At 69.4% G+C, this 16,419-nt stretch carries 19 protein-coding genes and 1 tRNA gene; 9 read left to right on the top strand and 11 right to left on the bottom strand.

The window, feature by feature from the left end; genetic code table 11:
* Window positions 1-148: 148 nt before the first annotated feature.
* The 5 genes from AC0699_RS02945 to AC0699_RS02925 all read left to right on the top strand — a co-directional run bounded on the left by AC0699_RS02945 (window position 149) and on the right by AC0699_RS02925 (window position 3,839).
* A complete protein-coding gene (locus tag AC0699_RS02945; protein WP_478654900.1) occupies window positions 149-805 on the top strand; it encodes an SDR family oxidoreductase in 657 nt (218 codons plus the stop codon).
* Window positions 806-951: 146 nt separating this feature from the next.
* A complete protein-coding gene (locus tag AC0699_RS02940) occupies window positions 952-1,452 on the top strand; it encodes a GyrI-like domain-containing protein (RefSeq protein WP_478654897.1) in 501 nt (166 codons plus the stop codon).
* Between the two features lie 318 nt (window positions 1,453-1,770).
* Window positions 1,771-2,676, top strand: coding sequence for a transglycosylase SLT domain-containing protein (locus AC0699_RS02935; RefSeq protein ID WP_478654894.1), 906 nt, complete (start codon window positions 1,771-1,773; stop codon window positions 2,674-2,676).
* A 90-nt stretch (window positions 2,677-2,766) separates the two neighbouring features.
* Window positions 2,767-3,303 carry a hypothetical protein gene (locus tag AC0699_RS02930; protein WP_478654891.1) on the top strand — a complete coding sequence of 179 codons (537 nt, stop codon included), beginning with the start codon at window positions 2,767-2,769 and terminating at the stop codon, window positions 3,301-3,303.
* A gap of 107 nt (window positions 3,304-3,410) precedes the next feature.
* Window positions 3,411-3,839 carry a YybH family protein gene (locus AC0699_RS02925; RefSeq protein ID WP_478654889.1) on the top strand — a complete coding sequence of 143 codons (429 nt, stop codon included), beginning with the start codon at window positions 3,411-3,413 and terminating at the stop codon, window positions 3,837-3,839.
* 169 nt (window positions 3,840-4,008) lie between these two features.
* Here the strand turns inward: AC0699_RS02925 and AC0699_RS02920 are convergent, their stop codons facing one another.
* From AC0699_RS02920 to AC0699_RS02900, 5 genes are all read right to left on the bottom strand, one after another.
* Window positions 4,009-4,620 (bottom strand): hypothetical protein, encoded by a 612-nt coding sequence (locus AC0699_RS02920; protein ID WP_478654887.1) that lies wholly within the window; start codon window positions 4,618-4,620, stop codon window positions 4,009-4,011.
* Between the two features lie 294 nt (window positions 4,621-4,914).
* Window positions 4,915-5,445, bottom strand: coding sequence for a hypothetical protein (locus tag AC0699_RS02915; RefSeq protein WP_478654885.1), 531 nt, complete (start codon window positions 5,443-5,445; stop codon window positions 4,915-4,917).
* 136 nt (window positions 5,446-5,581) lie between these two features.
* Window positions 5,582-5,821, bottom strand: coding sequence for a hypothetical protein (locus AC0699_RS02910; protein ID WP_478654883.1), 240 nt, complete (start codon window positions 5,819-5,821; stop codon window positions 5,582-5,584).
* 673 nt (window positions 5,822-6,494) lie between these two features.
* Window positions 6,495-6,749, bottom strand: coding sequence for a hypothetical protein (locus tag AC0699_RS02905; protein ID WP_478654881.1), 255 nt, complete (start codon window positions 6,747-6,749; stop codon window positions 6,495-6,497).
* A gap of 613 nt (window positions 6,750-7,362) precedes the next feature.
* Window positions 7,363-7,444, bottom strand: a tRNA-Tyr gene (locus AC0699_RS02900).
* A gap of 193 nt (window positions 7,445-7,637) precedes the next feature.
* Between AC0699_RS02900 and AC0699_RS02895 the strand changes: the two genes are divergently transcribed.
* From AC0699_RS02895 to AC0699_RS02885, 3 genes are all read left to right on the top strand, one after another.
* Window positions 7,638-8,126 carry a YajQ family cyclic di-GMP-binding protein gene (locus AC0699_RS02895; protein WP_453668270.1) on the top strand — a complete coding sequence of 163 codons (489 nt, stop codon included), beginning with the start codon at window positions 7,638-7,640 and terminating at the stop codon, window positions 8,124-8,126.
* Between the two features lie 159 nt (window positions 8,127-8,285).
* Window positions 8,286-8,792 (top strand): methylated-DNA--[protein]-cysteine S-methyltransferase, encoded by a 507-nt coding sequence (locus tag AC0699_RS02890; protein WP_478654877.1) that lies wholly within the window; start codon window positions 8,286-8,288, stop codon window positions 8,790-8,792.
* A 29-nt stretch (window positions 8,793-8,821) separates the two neighbouring features.
* Window positions 8,822-9,511 carry an alpha-ketoglutarate-dependent dioxygenase AlkB family protein gene (locus tag AC0699_RS02885; protein ID WP_478654875.1) on the top strand — a complete coding sequence of 230 codons (690 nt, stop codon included), beginning with the start codon at window positions 8,822-8,824 and terminating at the stop codon, window positions 9,509-9,511.
* Between the two features lie 9 nt (window positions 9,512-9,520).
* On the opposite strand, the gene AC0699_RS02880 is transcribed toward AC0699_RS02885, so the two are convergent.
* On the bottom strand, window positions 9,521-9,790 hold the full coding sequence (locus AC0699_RS02880; RefSeq protein ID WP_478654872.1) for a GlsB/YeaQ/YmgE family stress response membrane protein: 270 nt from the start codon (window positions 9,788-9,790) through the stop codon (window positions 9,521-9,523).
* 118 nt (window positions 9,791-9,908) lie between these two features.
* Between AC0699_RS02880 and AC0699_RS02875 the strand changes: the two genes are divergently transcribed.
* Window positions 9,909-11,144: an APC family permease gene (locus AC0699_RS02875; protein ID WP_478654869.1), complete on the top strand. Its 1,236-nt coding sequence runs from the start codon at window positions 9,909-9,911 to the stop codon at window positions 11,142-11,144.
* Between the two features lie 140 nt (window positions 11,145-11,284).
* Here AC0699_RS02875 and AC0699_RS02870 read toward each other — a convergent pair whose 3' ends face one another.
* The 5 genes from AC0699_RS02870 to AC0699_RS02850 form a co-directional block, all read right to left on the bottom strand.
* A complete protein-coding gene (locus AC0699_RS02870; RefSeq protein WP_478654867.1) occupies window positions 11,285-11,680 on the bottom strand; it encodes a YccF domain-containing protein in 396 nt (131 codons plus the stop codon).
* Window positions 11,677-12,540, bottom strand: a complete 864-nt coding sequence (gene htpX, locus AC0699_RS02865) for a zinc metalloprotease HtpX (RefSeq protein WP_478654865.1) — start codon at window positions 12,538-12,540, stop codon at window positions 11,677-11,679. Before htpX ends, AC0699_RS02870 begins: the two co-directional genes overlap by 4 nt.
* A gap of 155 nt (window positions 12,541-12,695) precedes the next feature.
* Window positions 12,696-13,154 carry a large conductance mechanosensitive channel protein MscL gene (mscL, locus tag AC0699_RS02860; protein WP_469769334.1) on the bottom strand — a complete coding sequence of 153 codons (459 nt, stop codon included), beginning with the start codon at window positions 13,152-13,154 and terminating at the stop codon, window positions 12,696-12,698.
* A 134-nt stretch (window positions 13,155-13,288) separates the two neighbouring features.
* The gene (locus AC0699_RS02855; protein ID WP_478654863.1) at window positions 13,289-14,845 is read right to left on the bottom strand and encodes an NADH-quinone oxidoreductase subunit N; all 1,557 of its coding nucleotides are present in this window, start codon (window positions 14,843-14,845) and stop codon (window positions 13,289-13,291) included.
* Complete coding sequence (locus AC0699_RS02850; protein ID WP_478654860.1) at window positions 14,842-16,419, bottom strand: NADH-quinone oxidoreductase subunit M; 1,578 nt, start codon at window positions 16,417-16,419, stop codon at window positions 14,842-14,844. The genes AC0699_RS02855 and AC0699_RS02850 overlap by 4 nt, the downstream gene beginning before the upstream one ends.

Genomic DNA, 16,419 nt, shown 5'->3' with positions numbered 1-16,419 from the left:
GTGTGGGTGAGCGCCGCCCGGGGGTGGGCGCCCTGGAGCGGGCGCCTGGACGGGAGCGTCGTAACCCGGGCGACGGGACGGCTGGATACCGGGCCCTGGGCGCGTGCGCCGCGCGCGGGGCGCGGTCGACCGGCGTACGGTCGTGAGCATGCGCATTGTCATCGCTGGAGGACATGGTCAGATCGCGCTGCGCCTTGAGCGGCTGCTCGCGGCGGGCGGACACGAGCCGGTGGGCATCATCCGCAAGCCGGAGCAGGGTGACGACCTGCGGGCGGCGGGCGCGGAGCCGGCGCTGCTCGACCTGGAGTCGGCCTCGGTGGAGCAGGTCGCGGCGGTGCTGCAGGGCGCGGACGCCGCGGTGTTCGCCGCGGGTGCGGGCCCCGGCAGCGGCAGCGCGCGCAAGGACACGGTGGACCGCGGCGCGGCGGTGCTCTTCGCGGACGCGGCCGAACGGGCGCGCGTACGGCGGTACATCGTCATCTCGTCGATGGGCGCCGACCCCGAGCACCCGGGCGACGACGTCTTCGACGCGTACCTGCGGGCCAAGGGCGCGGCCGACGCACACGTACGAGGCAAGAGCGGTCTCGACTGGACGGTCCTGCGCCCGGGGATGCTGACGAACGACGCCGGGACCGGGCTGGTCCGCCTGGAGGCCGACACCGGACGCGGGCCGGTGCCCCGGGACGACGTGGCCGCGGTCATCGCGGAGCTCATCGAGACCCCCGCGACGGCCGGGCTCACGCTGGAACTGATCAGCGGCGCCGTGCCGGTCTCGGTCGCGGTGAAGGACATCGCGGGCAATTGACGTGAGCGTGTGCGGCCGGTGCGCCCGTCGACACGCACACCAGCACGCGCACGGCACGCACACCGGTGAACGCACCGGCGCTTGTGACCGATGAATTTCGATGAATTCCGGCCGCCGGCACGGCCCTTGATGTCATGAGGGAACCCATGGAGCAGCACCGACCCACCGTCGTACAACGTCCCGAGCAGACCTACGTGGGTGTCAGGAGGTCCGTCAGGATGGACGCGTTCGACGTCATCGCGGACCGCCTCCCCGAGATCGTCGGCTGGCTGGCCTCGCACGGCACCGCTCCTGCCGGGGCCCCGTTCTTCCGCTTCTACGCCATCGACATGGACGGCGAATCGGTGGTCGAGGCGGGCGTCCCGGTCATCTCCCCGCCCGAGCCCGAGGGCGACATGGTGGTCGGCACCCTGCCTGCAGGCGGGTACGCCACCCTGACGCATGTCGGCCACCCCGAGGGCCTGTTCGGTGCCATTGCGCGACTGCGGGAATGGGCAGTGGCGGAGGGCCTGGAATGGGACCTGATCACAGAGGCGAACGGCGTGGAACGCTGGGGCTGCCGTATCGAGTCGTACCTCACGGACCCGCGCGTCGAGCCGGATCCGGCCAAGTGGGAGATGGAACTGGCTTTCCGCCTGGCCGACTGATCCCGGCGGACCGGGAAGTGCGCGACGCCCGATAGCAATGCAGCGCCGCTGTCGCCATTTCTGCCGCTTGCCGCCATTGCTTCCGATGTCGCCGTTGCCGCCAATTCCGCTGATAACCGAGTTCGCTGGAGCTCGGGTTGCGAGGCCGAGAATCCTGACTGTCCGTCATTGTCGCAGCGTTGACGATTCGTTCGCGCCTGCTGGCGTCGTCGGACTGCGGGAGAAATATCGGCAACCGTGGCGGCGGCATCCGGCAACGCGCCCGCGCCATTGTTCTGTACGCGACTGTTCTGTACACGACTACTGCCGGATTCGGACATGCTCGTGTCGCACGAGCACGGCGGGGTGGCGCTTTCCGTCGTCGCCGTCGTCGCCGTCACCGTCGCCGCTGCAGTCGCCGCCGGGTCAGCCGCGCCGACCGTAGTAGCGACCGAAGCCGAGGTCACAGCGGTCAGCGGTCAGCCGCGGCTTCAGCAGCAGGTGGCAGCCTGCGGCCTGTACGGCACAGTCCATGAAAGTTCTACAAATCAAGAAACTTCTGACTTTTTGGACTCAGGTGACGGGTCGGGCCGGGTTCGGCCATGGAGCCCGGCCTGGTCCCGCTTTCCGATCAATTCAACCCTTGTGGCGGCAATCACAGAATTGCCCCTTGCCGTCCACCCCTTTCGCTCGGATGCTGAAAACCCCGGCGGAAATCCCCATTCCTCGATGAACCGCCTTGCATGGGATCAATCACCATCCGCAGATTCACGCGAAAGAGGCGCCATGCGGCTTTCCGTTCTCCCCAAGCGAGCAACGTCCAAGATCGTCAGATACCTCGCGGGCGGCCTCGCCACCGCCACGGTTCTGCTCGGAGCGAGCGCCGCGGTTCTCCCGACCCCGGCCTCCGCAACTCCAGCAAGCGCACAGCGACTTGACGGCTGGATCAAGCACGCACTGCTGGTGATGGACGCCAAGGGAATTCCCGGCAGCTACGACGGGATCCGCCGGAACCTGATGCGCGAGTCGAGCGGCGACCCCTTCGCCATCAACCTCTGGGACTCGAATGCGGCGGCCGGAATCCCGTCCAAGGGACTCATGCAGGTCATCGACCCGACATTTCGGACATACCACGTGGACGGTACCTCGTGGGACATTTATGACCCGATCGCGAATATTGTGGCGGCGTGCAATTACGCGGCCAAGCGTTACGGGTCCATCGACAATGTGAATGGGCCCTACTGATCAAGCAGGATCCGCAAGACTGCGGCGGCGCGATCCGCGTCGCCGGGTCCCAGCACCAGGTATGTACGCCCATGGCCCCGCTTCGGGGCCATGGCTGCGTTCCGGCGCACGGCTTCCACCGACGCGCGCGACACACACCACTCGCGCGATACGCACGCCGCACACGACTCGCGTGATGCGCGCCACGCGCACAAGGGCAGCCGCGACCGCGCTCGCAGCAGCGGCCACCCTGACCGGCCTCCTCCCGGCGGCGGCCACCGCGAACGAGAGGCCCGGCACGACGTACTACGTCCTGCTGCCCCACCCGCTCCGGCAGGGCCGCGGAGCCGATCTCCGTCGACGCGTACGGCAAGGGGACGCAACCCCGACATCTCCAACACCGGCGCGCCGACGACCACCGACCGCCGCGCGGGCCTGCTCGTCAGGCTCACTGACTTCGGCGTCGGCCACCGCTACGTCGTCGACGGTGTGGACGACGACGTGGGCGGCGACGGCATCGTCGTACAGACCGCGAAGGGCGCGCTGGTCGATCGGAACCGCGTCAACGGCTTCAACATGCGCTCGGCCGGCTACAACGCCGTGTGTGGTGGATGCGGTGACCACGGGCAGGTGGCTCCACCGCGATGAGTTTCCCCGCGTGGCGCAGTCTTCTCGAGTAGGTACATGGATCGCGTGCCCGCGCCCCGCCGGGGAGCGGCGTCGCCGACCGAGAACGACCGAGAGCGAGCTGAGCCATGAACACCGATGAAGAGCAGATCCGGACTCTGATCGAGCAGTGGGCCGCGGCCGTGCACAAGGGCGACATGAACGGTGTCCTGGCGGACCACTCGGACGACATCGTCATGTTCGACGTGCCACCGCCCTACGAGGGCGTCCGCGGCATCGACGCCTACCGCGAAACGTGGCCCCCCTTCTTCGAGTGGCAGGCACAGGGCTCCTCGTTCGAGATCGTGTCCCTCGACGTCATCGCCGGGGACAGCGTCGCCTACGCCCACTCCCTGCTGCGCTGCGGAACGCCCCAGGAGCTCGCCGACAACCCTGCGAACCGCCTTCGGCTCACCGTGGGCCTTCGCAAGGAACACGGCCGTTGGGTCATCGCACACGAGCACCACTCGTTCCCTTACCCGACCACGGGTGACGCCGGTGCCACCACGACCGCCTAGGACAGAACACCTAGGGCCTGTCCGGTGGATCTTGCTGGACTCGCGACGCTTCACTGTCCAAGGTCGCGCCGAGCGGTACCGGCATCGGTACCGGCGTGCAGGGCGCGACCTGGCGCAGGACCTTCTCGAAGCGAGACCTGTGCTTGAGGCTGTCCGATCCGTCTTCCCGCTACAGGGAGCTCTGCTCCCACCGGACCAGGGCCCCCAGGTGCCGTACACATCCCCCGTCGGCGACCAGCGTCGGCTCCCCCGAGTACCGGTCGGGCCGCAGCGACAGCTCGATGCCGTGGTCGTCCGACGCCCGGACCCCCGGCAGGCCGGCTCCCGGCTCGGCCTGTCCGGGGGCGGGGATGTCCTCCACCGTCAGGCCCTGCGCGGACCATTCCTCGCGGAGCGTGTCGACCGCTGCCTCGTACGAGGCGCGGCTCGCGAAGTCGGGCGCCCAGGCGACGGTCGGCTGGTCACGGGTGACGCCCTCGGAGTCGCGACCAAGGTCGTCCTTGCAGGAGGCGTTGGCCATCTCGTGCCGGTCCACGACCGACGCGGGGTCCATCCCAAGCCGCCGGACCGCGTCCTCGCCGGCCTCCTGCGTGAGCCTCAGGTGCTCGCGGAACTCCGCTTCCGACATCACCCGGCCGCCGGCCAGCCACGCGCAGCCCAGAACGAGTGCCGCGACGAGGAGCACCATCGCCGCACCGCCCACGATGAGTGCCCCGGTGCGGCGCCGGCGGAGTGGCGCGGGGTCCGGGGAGTGCGTGGCGGGAGAGGGCGTCGTCGTCATGGGCCCATCCCAGCAAGCGGATCCCGCCGGCCGGCACCGCTCCCTTACTCAGACGCCGGTGAGTACACGGGGCTCCCGCACCTGACCTCGCGGCCCGTGTGGCCTCGTGCCGGAGACGCACCGTCCCGGCACCGCAACGCCGGCCTGCGCATCAGTGGCGCTGGTACCACGAAGGTTCTCAAGGTCACCGTTCCGCCTCACCCGGCCCGCTGACCAGCGCATGAGGAATGCCGCTGCGGCAGCGGCAAGAGCCAGGCCGTCCGCGCCTTCTTCCTACCGCCGACCCATCAGGCCTCAGTGAGTGGACGCCGGGGGCATGCAACCGGTCTCGGGATAGTGGCCGTTGGCCTGGGACCACACGCGGTCCTCGCTGACGCCTCCAGTGACGCAGGCGGTCTCGCCGATCCAGATGCCGTACGTGCTGCCTTCGGCCTTGTCCGTCCCGCTGCCGGCCGGCAGCTCTTTCACGGAGAGGCGGGCGGGAGCGGCGAGCCGTGCGAGTACGGGCCGTACCTCCACAGGACCGATCCTGCCGCGTCGGCGCAGTTCGTCGAGGGCCCGCTCGACCTCGGTGGCCATCTGCCTGGCCGGCTTCTCGTCCTGCGGGCTCATCTCGCCGGGCTGCCGGACCCGGTTGTTGTCGGCGTAGTTCGGCGGTGCGTCGGGCCGGGGCGAGGCCGGGCCGGGGGACCTGGTGTCGTGCGAGCTGGATGAGTCGGTGCCGTTGAGGTTGGAGAACAGGTCGTCCGCGCTCTTCCCGCAGCCGGCCAGGGTGAGGACGGCAGCTGCTGCTACGGCGGCGACGGTACGTTTCCGGGTGGGCACGATCCGATGCTCCCTGCCAGGTGCTGGGGGATCATGAGTACTGGTACTCATCTTCGCCCCGTCGGTGGTGCGGTGAACGGCACGGGCCTGCCGGCAGCCGCCGTTTTCCCTGCGAGCTCGATGCGAACCCTCTCCTTCATGCGGCATCCCGCCAGTCGTCCGCACGGGCAGCGCGCCGCAGCTCCCCCCACATGGCCGGCGAGCGGCCCGCCTCGGTCCAGAACGGGTGTCTGGCGATCCGGCACGACTCCACGATCAGCCGGCGCCGCAGCGCCGTCGCGCCGGCCGCGGGAGAACAGCGAGCCAGCGCCTCGTACGTGCGGAGCCAGTCGCGCTGGATCTGTACCAGGTCATCGGGGAAGCCGTTTCGAGCCATGGCCCGATTAGAGCACGTGTTCGAATTTCTGCGCATGCCGAACACGTCACCCGGTGGGGTGAAAGCGGCGATGCCCTGCGCCGGCCAACGTTGATCGTGTGCCGTCGAAGGCTGAATCAGGTGAGACACGACGGATAAAGCGCAGTCCCGCGTCTTGAAGGGGCGGGCATCGAGCCACAGCTCGTAGCCGAGCGCGCCGGGCACAGCGTCGCTGTCCTCTTCCGGGTCTACGCGAAGTTCCTGAAGGGTGGAGACGAGGCCGCGAACGCCAAGATCTCCGCGCGGCTCAGAGAGCGCCGCGCACCTCCGTCCCAGCCGTAAACCGCGCCAGCTCCATCGGCGTAAGTGAGCCCGACAACCCCGTCCACGCCCCGTACACAGAAGCCGGCAGAGAACGTGACCGGGTGAGACAGAGCCAGACAGAGGCCCCTGGAGCGGCCCGTACGACAACGGCCCCTGATCCGTGTTTCCGCAGATCAGGGCCCGTTCTCATCGCGTGGCAGCGCCAGGATTCGAACCTGGGTAGGCAAAGCTACGGATTTACAGTCCGCCAAGCGCCGCACCATCGGATCCGACCTCTCACCTGCGGATACGTCTGTGAAGACGGCCCGTCGCGCGCCTGCGGCACGCAGCCGGCCCAGATCTTGCTCTGGCGGCCGCCCTTCCGACTCGGTCACGGGGTTTCGAGCCGGCGTCTCCACCATGGGTCCCTAGGCGAGGCGAACGGGTCGTTAAGCGTGCGGGCGAGGAAGCGCTCATCGGGCGGCTTGAGCAGCATGCGCAGCTCACGTGCCGAACTCCTGGAGAGGCCGGAACACAGCTCTTCCAGGAACGCGCGGACGTCGGCGCCGGTGAAGGGATCACAGCACTCGCAGCCGTCGTCTTCCGGCGCGGCGTACATCACCCACGGCCCGGGTTTGTACGCCATGGCCCGCCATCGCACCCAAGCTCGGTGCGCATCACCGGACCAGTACCGGCGCCGCTCGATCCGGGCAATCTCCGCCCGCGCCCGGGCGGAGAGCCCGGGTATCACCGCGCTGCTGTCCCACGGCCGTGGGACACGTGGCAGGTCCAATCTGACCTGCGATGGAGCCCTACGCGGCATGGGCCTTTCGTACGTTGGTCATGCGGCAATCATGCAGGTCTCCGCGCTGCCTGACCAGCCACTTTCCGCCAGTCCTCCATCCGGGCGCCCTGGGCATGAGCTGGATGGACAAGGCTTCATGGGAACGATCGACCGCATGGCCAAGAGACGAGGCACGACAGGGCCCAAGAGCCCCGCTGGCTGGAGGCCGCGGCGAATCACCGCTCAACGCCTTGCCGAAGCAGATGCCTCGGCACCCCATCGACGCTGCCCTACGATCGTCCTCCTGCGTCGGCCGGCCAGCTGTAGTCCCGCAGCACCGGCCCGCTGCGGAGGGGGCCAGCCCGTTAGAGCCGGGCCAGGTGGGTCTGACACCCGCTTTAAGGAGCGAGGCCGGAACAACGAGAAGACCCCCGCCGTCCTGCTTTCCGCAGGTCAACGGGGGTCTCACATCGCGTGGCGGCGCCAGGATTCGAACCTGGGTAGGCTAAGCCGACGGATTTACAGTCCGCTCCCATTGGCCACTCGGGCACACCGCCATGGGATGTCGCGCTGGAGGGCCGCTTTTCGGCGGTGCTCCGTGGCAACGACGTAAACGATACCTGATGCCCAGGGGTGCTTCGCCACCGGATTGATCAGCACTCGGGGCGGGTGCAGGTGGCTAGGCTTTGCGGTGGCGGTCCGGGCAGCCCGGCCGTACCTCTACGCACCCGATACAAGGAGCCACAGGACATGGCCGACTCCAGTTTCGACATCGTCTCGAAGGTCGAGCGGCAGGAGGTCGACAACGCCCTCAACCAGGCCGCCAAGGAGATCTCGCAGCGCTACGACTTCAAGGGCACAGGCGCCACGATCGAGTGGTCCGGCGACAAGATCCTGATGCAGGCGAGCGGTGAGGAGCGGGTCAAGGCGATCCTCGACATCTTCCAGTCCAAGCTGATCAAGCGTGGTATCTCGCTGAAGTCGCTGGACGCGGGGGAGCCGCAGCTCTCCGGCAAGGAGTACAAGATCTTCGCCTCGATCGAGGAGGGCATCTCCCAGGAGAACGCCAAGAAGGTCGCCAAGGTCATCCGCGACGAGGGCCCGAAGGGCATCAAGGCACAGGTGCAGGGCGACGAGCTGCGGGTCAGCTCGAAGAGCAGGGACGACCTGCAGACCGTGATCGCGCTGCTGAAGGGCAAGGACTTCGACTTCGCGCTGCAGTTCGTTAACTACCGCTGATCGCCGCACCGGCGGTTCCCGGGCGCTCGGGGGCGGTGGCGGCCTGGTCGCTCCGCCCCCGCCTCGCGTTCCGGGCGCGATGTCCGAATACCGCCAGCCGGAGCGGGGCTGCCGACGCAGACTCGTAGCCGCAGGACCGTACGAGGAGAGGACGGAGCCATGACGGTGTACGCGACGGTCGACAGTCCGCTGGGTGAGCTGCTGCTGGTCGGCGAGGAGTCGGCGACCGCCGTGGGCGGTACCGCACTCGTCTCGCTGTCGTTGCCCGGGCAGAAGGGCGCGGCCGAGGTCCAGGGCACCTGGCGGCACGACCCGGAGGCGTTCGAGGAGATCGCCGGGCAGCTCCGGGCGTACTTCGCCGGTGAGCTGACGCACTTCGCGATCGAGTACGCGCAGGGCTACGGCACGGACTTCCAGCGGCGCGTCTGGCGGGCGCTGGAGGAGATTCCGTACGGAGAGACGGTGACGTACAGGCAGATCGCCGAGCGGGTCGGCTCCGCAGGGGCCGGCGTACGGGCCGTGGGGACCGCGATCGGGCGCAACCCGCTGCTGGTCGTACGGCCGTGCCACCGGGTGATCGGTGCCGATGGCGCGCTGCGCGGCTACGCGGGCGGGCTGGAGAGCAAGGAGCGGCTGCTCGGGCTGGAAGGCGCGCTGGTGTCGTGACCGCCGGGCTCTTCCCCAGGGAGCGGGCCATGATCGCGCCCGGGGCGGTGCACGTGCCCGGGTGGCTGCCGCCCGCGCGGCAGCGGAAGCTGGTCGGGGCGTGCCGCGACTGGGCGCGGGGGCCGGTGCCGATCCGGCACACCAGGCTGCCGCGCGGCGGCGTGATGTCCGTGCAGACGGTGTGCGTGGGCTGGCACTGGCAGCCGTACCGGTACACGCGCACGGCGGACGATGTGAACGGCGCGGTGGTCGCCGAATTTCCCGACTGGCTGGTGGAGTTGGGGCGGGAAGCGCTGGTCGAGGCGTACCGGGACGTGGCGGCCCCCGGAGCCGTCGAGGCGGGCGAGGCGAGCGCACCGGACACGTACACACCCGACACGTACACGTTGGACGCGTACACGCCGGACACCGCGCTGATCAACTTCTATGACGGCGACGCGAAGATGGGCATGCACCAGGACAAGGACGAGCGGTCCGGTGCCCCCGTGGTGTCGCTGAGCATCGGCGACACCTGCGTCTTCCGCTTCGGCAACACCGAGAACCGAGGGCAGCCCTACACGGATGTGGAGCTGGCGTCCGGGGACCTGTTCGTCTTCGGCGGGGCCTCGCGCTTCGCCTACCACGGGGTTCCGAAGGTGCATCCGGGCACGGCCGATCCGGCGCTGGGCCTGACCGGCCGGCTGAACATCACCCTCCGGGAGACCGGGCTCCAGGGCTGAGCTCGGGCCCTACCGGGAACGCGAGTGGCCGAACAGGATCCGGTACGCGATCAGCAGCACAAGCGCACCGCCGACGGCGGACACCCATGTGGCACCGTCGTAGAACTCCTTGGTGATCGGCCGGTCGAGGAAGCGGGACGATATCCAGCCGCCGATGAAGGCGCCCGCGATACCGATGACGGTGGTACCGATCAGTCCGCCCGGGTCGCGCCCGGGCAGCAGGATCTTGGCGATGATCCCGGCGAGCAGACCCAGAACGATCCAGCTGATGAAGCCCATGCCGTGCCCAGCCTTTCTTCGTGCACATTCCTCGTGCGGTGTCGTTCTCTTCAGACGCCCTGCTCTTCAGACGCCCTGCGAACGGGGCGCGGTTGCGACGGTCCGTAGGGTGCAGCACATGACACAGGAACTGCGACGGTCACTGGGCGTGTTCGACGCCGTCGTCATCGGGCTGGGCTCGATGGTCGGAGCCGGGATCTTCGTGGCGCTGGCGCCCGCGGCCGGGGCCGCCGGCTCCGGGCCGCTGCTGCTCCTGGGGCTGGGGCTGGCCGCGGTGGTGGCGTACTGCAACGCGATGGCGTCGGCACGGCTCGCGGCCCGGTACCCCGCGTCGGGCGGGACCTATGTGTACGGGCGGGAGAGGCTCGGCCCGTTCTGGGGCTATCTGGCGGGCTGGGGGTTCGTCGTCGGGAAGACCGCCTCGTGCGCAGCGATGGCTCTGACCGTCGGTGCGTACGTCTGGCCGTCACAGGCGCATGCGGTGGCGGTCGCCGCGGTCGTGGCGCTGACTGCCGTGAACTACGGGGGCGTTCAGAAGTCGGCGTGGCTGACCCGGGCGATCGTGGCGGTCGTGCTGGCGGTCCTGGCGGCGGTGGTCGTCGCCTCCCTCACATCGGTGTCGGCGGATCTCGGGCGGCTTGAGGCGGGCGGCTCGGGCGGCGGTGCGGGAGGCGTCCTGCAGGCCGCCGGGCTGCTGTTCTTCGCGTTCGCCGGGTACGCGCGGATCGCCACCCTCGGCGAGGAGGTACGGGACCCGGCCCGGACGATCCCGCGGGCGATTCCACTGGCGCTCGGTATCGCGCTCGCCGTGTACGTATGTGTCGCGGTAGCGGTCCTTTCCGTGCTGGGGGCGGGACAGTTGGGGCAGGCGACGGCTCCGCTGGCGGATGCCGTTCGGTCGGCCGGGGTGGAGTGGCTGGCCCCGGTGGTGCGGGTGGGCGCGGCGGTGGCCGCGCTCGGCTCGCTGCTGGCGCTGATCCTCGGTGTCTCGCGTACGACGCTGGCGATGGCCCGGGACGGCCACCTTCCACGCACGCTCGCGGCCGTCCACCCCCGTTTCCAGGTGCCGCACCACGCGGAACTGGCTGTGGGTGCGGTGGTGGCTGTGGTCGCGGCGACGGCGGATGTGCGGGGTGCGATCGGCTTCTCTTCGTTCGGTGTGCTCGTGTACTACGCAATTGCCAACGCCTCTGCCTGGACGCTCAGTTCCAGGTGGCGAGTTCTCGCCGGGTGCGGGCTCGCGGGGTGCCTGGCGCTGGCCTTCGCCCTGCCGCTGTCCTCGGTGGTGTCGGGGGCGGCGGTACTGGCGGTGGGTGCCGGTGCGTACGCGGTGCGAGCGCGCTGGAGCCGATAGCGCGGTACCGGGGGGCGGAGCGCCACCAATGGGGCCGGGTCACCTGTCCGGCCTGATCGGCCGGACAGGGACAGGGACAGGGAGTGTCGTGAAAGTAGCGTCGTCTGCCCGGTGGGCAGACGGGACTTGGAAGACACGACCTAGTAGCGCGTCGCGAACTGCTGGTCGGTACTGACGATCTCCTTGCCCAGGGGCAGCAGCGAGACCGGGATCAGCTTGAAGTTCGCGATGCCCAGCGGGATGCCGATGATCGTGAGGCACAGGGCGATGCCCGTGAAGATGTGGCCCAGGGCCAGCCACCAGCCCGCGAGGACGAGCCACAGCACGTTGCCGACGCAGGACGGGGCGCCCGCGTTATGCCGGTCCACCACCGTGTAGCCGAACGGCCAGAGGGCGTAGATGCCGATACGGAACGCCGCCAGGCCGAAGGGGATGCCGATGATCGTGAGGCACAGCAGCACGCCGGCCAGCAGGTAGCCGAGGAACATCCAGAAACCGCACAGGACGAGCCATATGACGTTCAGGATTGTCTTCATGGGCGGCGACCTGCCATCTCTTCGAGTCGGGAGATGCGCTCCGCCATCGGCGGGTGCGTCGAGAACATTCTGGAGAGGCCCTGGCCCGGCCGGAACGGGTTCGCGATCATCATGTGGCTCGCGGTCTCGATCTTCGGCTCGGGCGGGAGCGGAAGCTGTTTCGTGCCCGCTTCGAGTTTGCGCAGGGCGCTGGCCAGGGCGAGCGGGTCGCCGGTGAGCCGGGCACCCGATGCGTCGGCCTCGTACTCGCGCGAGCGGCTGATGGCGAGCTGGATCACGGAGGCCGCCAGCGGGCCGAGGATCACGACCAGGAGCATGCCGAGGATGCCGGGGCCGTCATCGTCGTCGGAGCGGCCGATGGGGATCAGCCAGGCGAAATTGACCAGGAACATGATCACCGAGGCGAGGGCGCCCGCCACCGACGCGATGAGGATGTCCCGGTTGTAGACATGGCTCAGCTCATGGCCGATGACGCCGCGCAGCTCGCGCTCGTCGAGGATCCGCAGGATCCCCTCGGTGCAGCACACCGCCGCGTTGCGCGGATTGCGTCCGGTGGCGAAGGCGTTGGGCGCCTGGGTCGGCGAGATGTACAGGCGGGGCATCGGCTGACGGGCCTGCGTGGAGAGGTCCCGGACCATCCGGTAGAGGGCGGGGGCCTCGAACTCGCTGACGGGGCGCGCACGCATGGCCCGCAGGGCCAGCTTGTCGCTGTTCCAGTACGCATACGCATTCGTCCCGACCGCCACGAGAACGGCGACGATCACGCCTGTACGGCCGAACAGAGTGCCGATGGCGATGATGAGGGCGGACAGTCCCCCCAGGAGAACAGCGGTCCTCAGCCCGTTGTGCCGGCGGTGCACGGTACGCCCTCCAAGTCGTGCGGCAGGGGAACCCTTTGCTGGTCGTGGTCCGCTCTCCAGTGGACCCTCCCGTACTGGTCAACGCCAGGCGGGAGCCGCGGGTTCCCCCGTCGCGCAGGGCGGGAGCGCCGTCGCCGGTGGGCCGTTCGGGTGAATCAGCGCTGGGACGGGAGCAGCCCGGCCTTCTCCAGCGCCGCCGGGATGGGCTCCACCTCGCTGGTGCAGTGCGCGCAGCGGCTGGCGATCGCGGGGATCTCGGTGAAGCAGCGGGGGCAGTCACGGACCGCCGCTTTGATGCTGACCGGCTCCTCCTTGGTGAAGCGGTTCTGCACCTTCATCATCGGGACGACGACACAGAAGTAGAGCACCGCCGCCGTGATCACGAAGGCGATCGCGGCGCTGATGAAGAGGCCGTACGGGAACTTCACTCCCTGAACCGTGAACGTGGCCTTGCTGAAGTCACCGGCACCGCGTGTGGCGACCCCGATCAGCGGGGTGATGAACGCGTTGCTGAATCCCGTGACGACCGCGGTGAAGGCGGAGCCGACGGCGAGACCGATCGCCATCGTGATCACGTTTCCGCGGAGAATGAAGTCCTTGAACCCGCTCAGCACGGCCGGCTCTCCTTAGTTCCTGAGTCAGTTCCTGAGTTCCTGATGGTGTCCAGATGCGCTGAACACGGTGCCCCGTAGGGGCACTGCTTGTCGAACCGCGCGTTCCGGGGCCGGCCAGGAGCCTGCGGGACCGGTCAGAACAGACTGACCGCCGCGAAGCGCAGCACCAGCTGCGGCCACGCGGACAGCACGATGCCGACCGCCCCGGTGAGCGCGATCGTGGCCGTGACCAGAGCGGGTGCCCGATGCCGTTCGGCCGCGCCTTCCGCTGCCACTCCGGGCGCCTCCTCCGGCGCGCGGAAGAGCAGGGCCGTCCACTGCAGGTAGTAGTAGAGCGCGATCACGACGTTGATGCCCATGACGACCGCGAGCCATCCGAGACCCGCGTCGACGGCCGCGGAGAAGACGGTGACCTTCGCGAAGAGCCCGATGATGCCCGGCGGGAGCCCGGCCAGGCAGAGCAGGAAGAAGCCCATCAGAAGGGCGGTCACCGGGCGGGTGGCGTACAGCCCCCGGTAGTCGGCGATCCGGTTCAGCGGCTTCGTACGGGCGACCAGGGCGACGACGGCAAAGGCACCGAGGTTGACGACGGCGTACATCAGGGCGTACGCGACGGTGGAGCCGATCTGGTCGTCGCTGGAGTACGCGGCCGCCGCGATCGGTACCAGGATGTAGCCGGCCTGCGCCACCGAGGACCAGGCCAGCAGCCGCACAGCGCTCCACGCGCGCATGGCCGACTGCCGTACGGCCGCGACATTGCCGACGGTCATGGTGAGACCGGCGAGTACGGCCATGGCGGGCCCCCACACGTCCGCGTACGCGGGGAAGGCGATGACGGTCACCAGGATCAGCCCGGAGAAGCCGACCGCCTTTCCGACGACGGAGAGGTACGCGGCGACGGGCAGCGGTGCGCCCACATAGGTGTCGGGCACCCAGAAGTGGAACGGAACGGCGGCCGTCTTGAAGGCGAAGCCCACGAGAGTGAGCGCGACGCCCGCCTGGGCGAGGGTATCCAGCTGCCCCGGGACATCGTCCAGGCGCATGGCGACCTGGGTGAGGTGCAGGGTGCCGGTTGTCGCGTACACGAAGCTGACGCCGAGCAGCATCACGGCGGTGGCGGTGACCGAGGAGAGGAAGAACTTGAGCGCCGACTCGCTCGACATCCGGTCGCCGCGCCGCAGGCCCACCAGGGCGAACGCGGGCAGCGAGGCCACTTCGAGGGCGACGACGAGGGTGGCCAGGTCCCGTGAGGCCGGCAGCAGGGCGGCTCCGGCGGCCGAGGACAGCAGCAGGAACCAGTACTCGCCCGCGGGCAGCCGGTCCTTGGTCTCGGTGACCGAGAGCAGCGCGGTGAGCAGTGCGCCGCCGAGCACCAGGAACTGGATGACCAGGGTGAAGTTGTCGGCCGTGTAGCTGCAGGTGTCCGGCGCGGTGGTGAGGCAGAACGTGGAGCGGTCGCCCTTGCGCAGCGGGGCGAGGGAGAGCACCGCGGCGGCGAGGCCGGCGATGGCCGCATAGCCGAGGAACGCCTTGCTCCGCTCGGGCACGAAGAGGTCGGCGACCAGGATGAGCAGGGCGGCCACCGCGGCGATGGTGGGCGGGGCGATGGCGAGCCAGTCGACGGACTGGATGACGGGGGCGGCGAGGGGCGCGGACTGCGCCGGCAGGGCGACGACGGCCAGGGAGGTCATGCCTTTCCTCCTGCGAGGAGCTTCTGCACGGCCGGGTCGGTGAGGCCGAGGAGGACCGCGGGCCAGAGTCCGGCGAGGACGGTGAGGGCGACGAGCGGCGTCCAGGCGGCGAACTCGTATCCCTGGACATCGGCGAGCTTCACCTCGCCGGCCGGCCGCTCGCCGCCCATGCAGACCCGGCGGACGACGACGAGGAGGTACGCCGCGGTGAGCAGGGTGCCGAGGCCGCCGATCGCCATGAAGGTGAGGAAGGCGGGGCGGCTGAGGCCGTCGGCGGGGTCGAAGGCGCCGAACAGGGCGAGCATCTCCCCCCAGAATCCGGCGAGGCCGGGCAGGCCGAGCGAGGCGACGGCGGCGAAGGCGAGAAGTCCGCCGAGGCGGGGTGCGCGGCCGTAGAGCGCGGCGCCGGTCGCGCCGGCGAGGGTGTCGAGGTCGGCGGTGCCGTAGCGGTCCTTGACCGCGCCGGCCAGGAAGAAGAGCAGGCCGGTGATGAGACCGTGGGCGATGTTGGCGAAGAGCGCGCCGTTGACGCCGGTGGGGGTCATGGTCGCGATGCCGAGGAGTACGAAGCCCATGTGACCGACGGATGAGTACGCGATCAGGCGCTTGAGGTCGCCCTTGGCGCCGGGCTTGGCGAGGGCGAGGCAGGCGAGCGATCCGTAGATGATGCCGACGACGGCGAAGGCCGCGAGGTACGGGGCGAAGACCTGCATTCCGTCCGGCGTGATCGGCAGGATGATGCGGACGAATCCGTACGTGCCCATCTTCAGCAGCACACCGGCGAGGAGGACCGAGCCGACCGTCGGAGCAGCCGTGTGGGCATCGGGAAGCCAGCTGTGCAGCGGCCACATCGGGGTCTTCACGGCGAGGCCGATCCCGATCGCGAGAACGGCGATGACCTGCACCGAAAGGCTCAGGCCCCGGCCGTTGTCAGTGGCGAGTGCCACCATGTCGAAAGTGCCGGCCTTGACTCCGACGAGGAGCAGGCCGAGCAGCATGACGACCGAACCGAGCAGCGTGAAGAGGATGAACTTCCAGGCCGCGAGGCGGCGGTCCTCGCCGCCCCAGCGGGCGATGAGGAAGTACATCGGGATGAGGACCATCTCGAAGGCGAGGAAGAAGAGCAGCAGGTCGAGGACGGCGAAGGTCGCGAGGGTGCCGGACTCGAGAACGAGCAGCAGGGCGACGAAGGCCTTCGGGGACGGGCCCGCGGGCATCTTGAAGTAGCTGTACAGCGCGCAGAGGAAGGTCAGCAGCGCGGTCAGGACCAGAAGGGGGAGGGAAATGCCGTCGGTGCCGAGGTGGATCCGCACGTCCAGCGCCGGGATCCAGCTGATGTCCGTCGTGGCCTGCATCTTCGACGGCTGGTCGTGGTCGAAGCCGAGCGCGAGGGCGACAGCGGCGGCGAGGATCACGCCGGTGACGGTCACCCCGTGGCGGAGCACGGCCTGGTCGGGTGACTTCCCCTTCAGTCCGGGCGGGGCCGGCAGGAGAGCGGCCGCCGCGCCGATGAGCGGCCCGACGACCATGAACGCGAGAAGGAACTGCATCACGGATTCGCTGATATCGATCAC

The sequence above is a fragment of the Streptomyces sp. NPDC043870 genome (genome assembly GCF_056435785.1).
The sequence above is the reverse complement of the archived record's forward strand: the minus strand, read 5'-3'. Positions and strand labels throughout refer to the sequence as shown.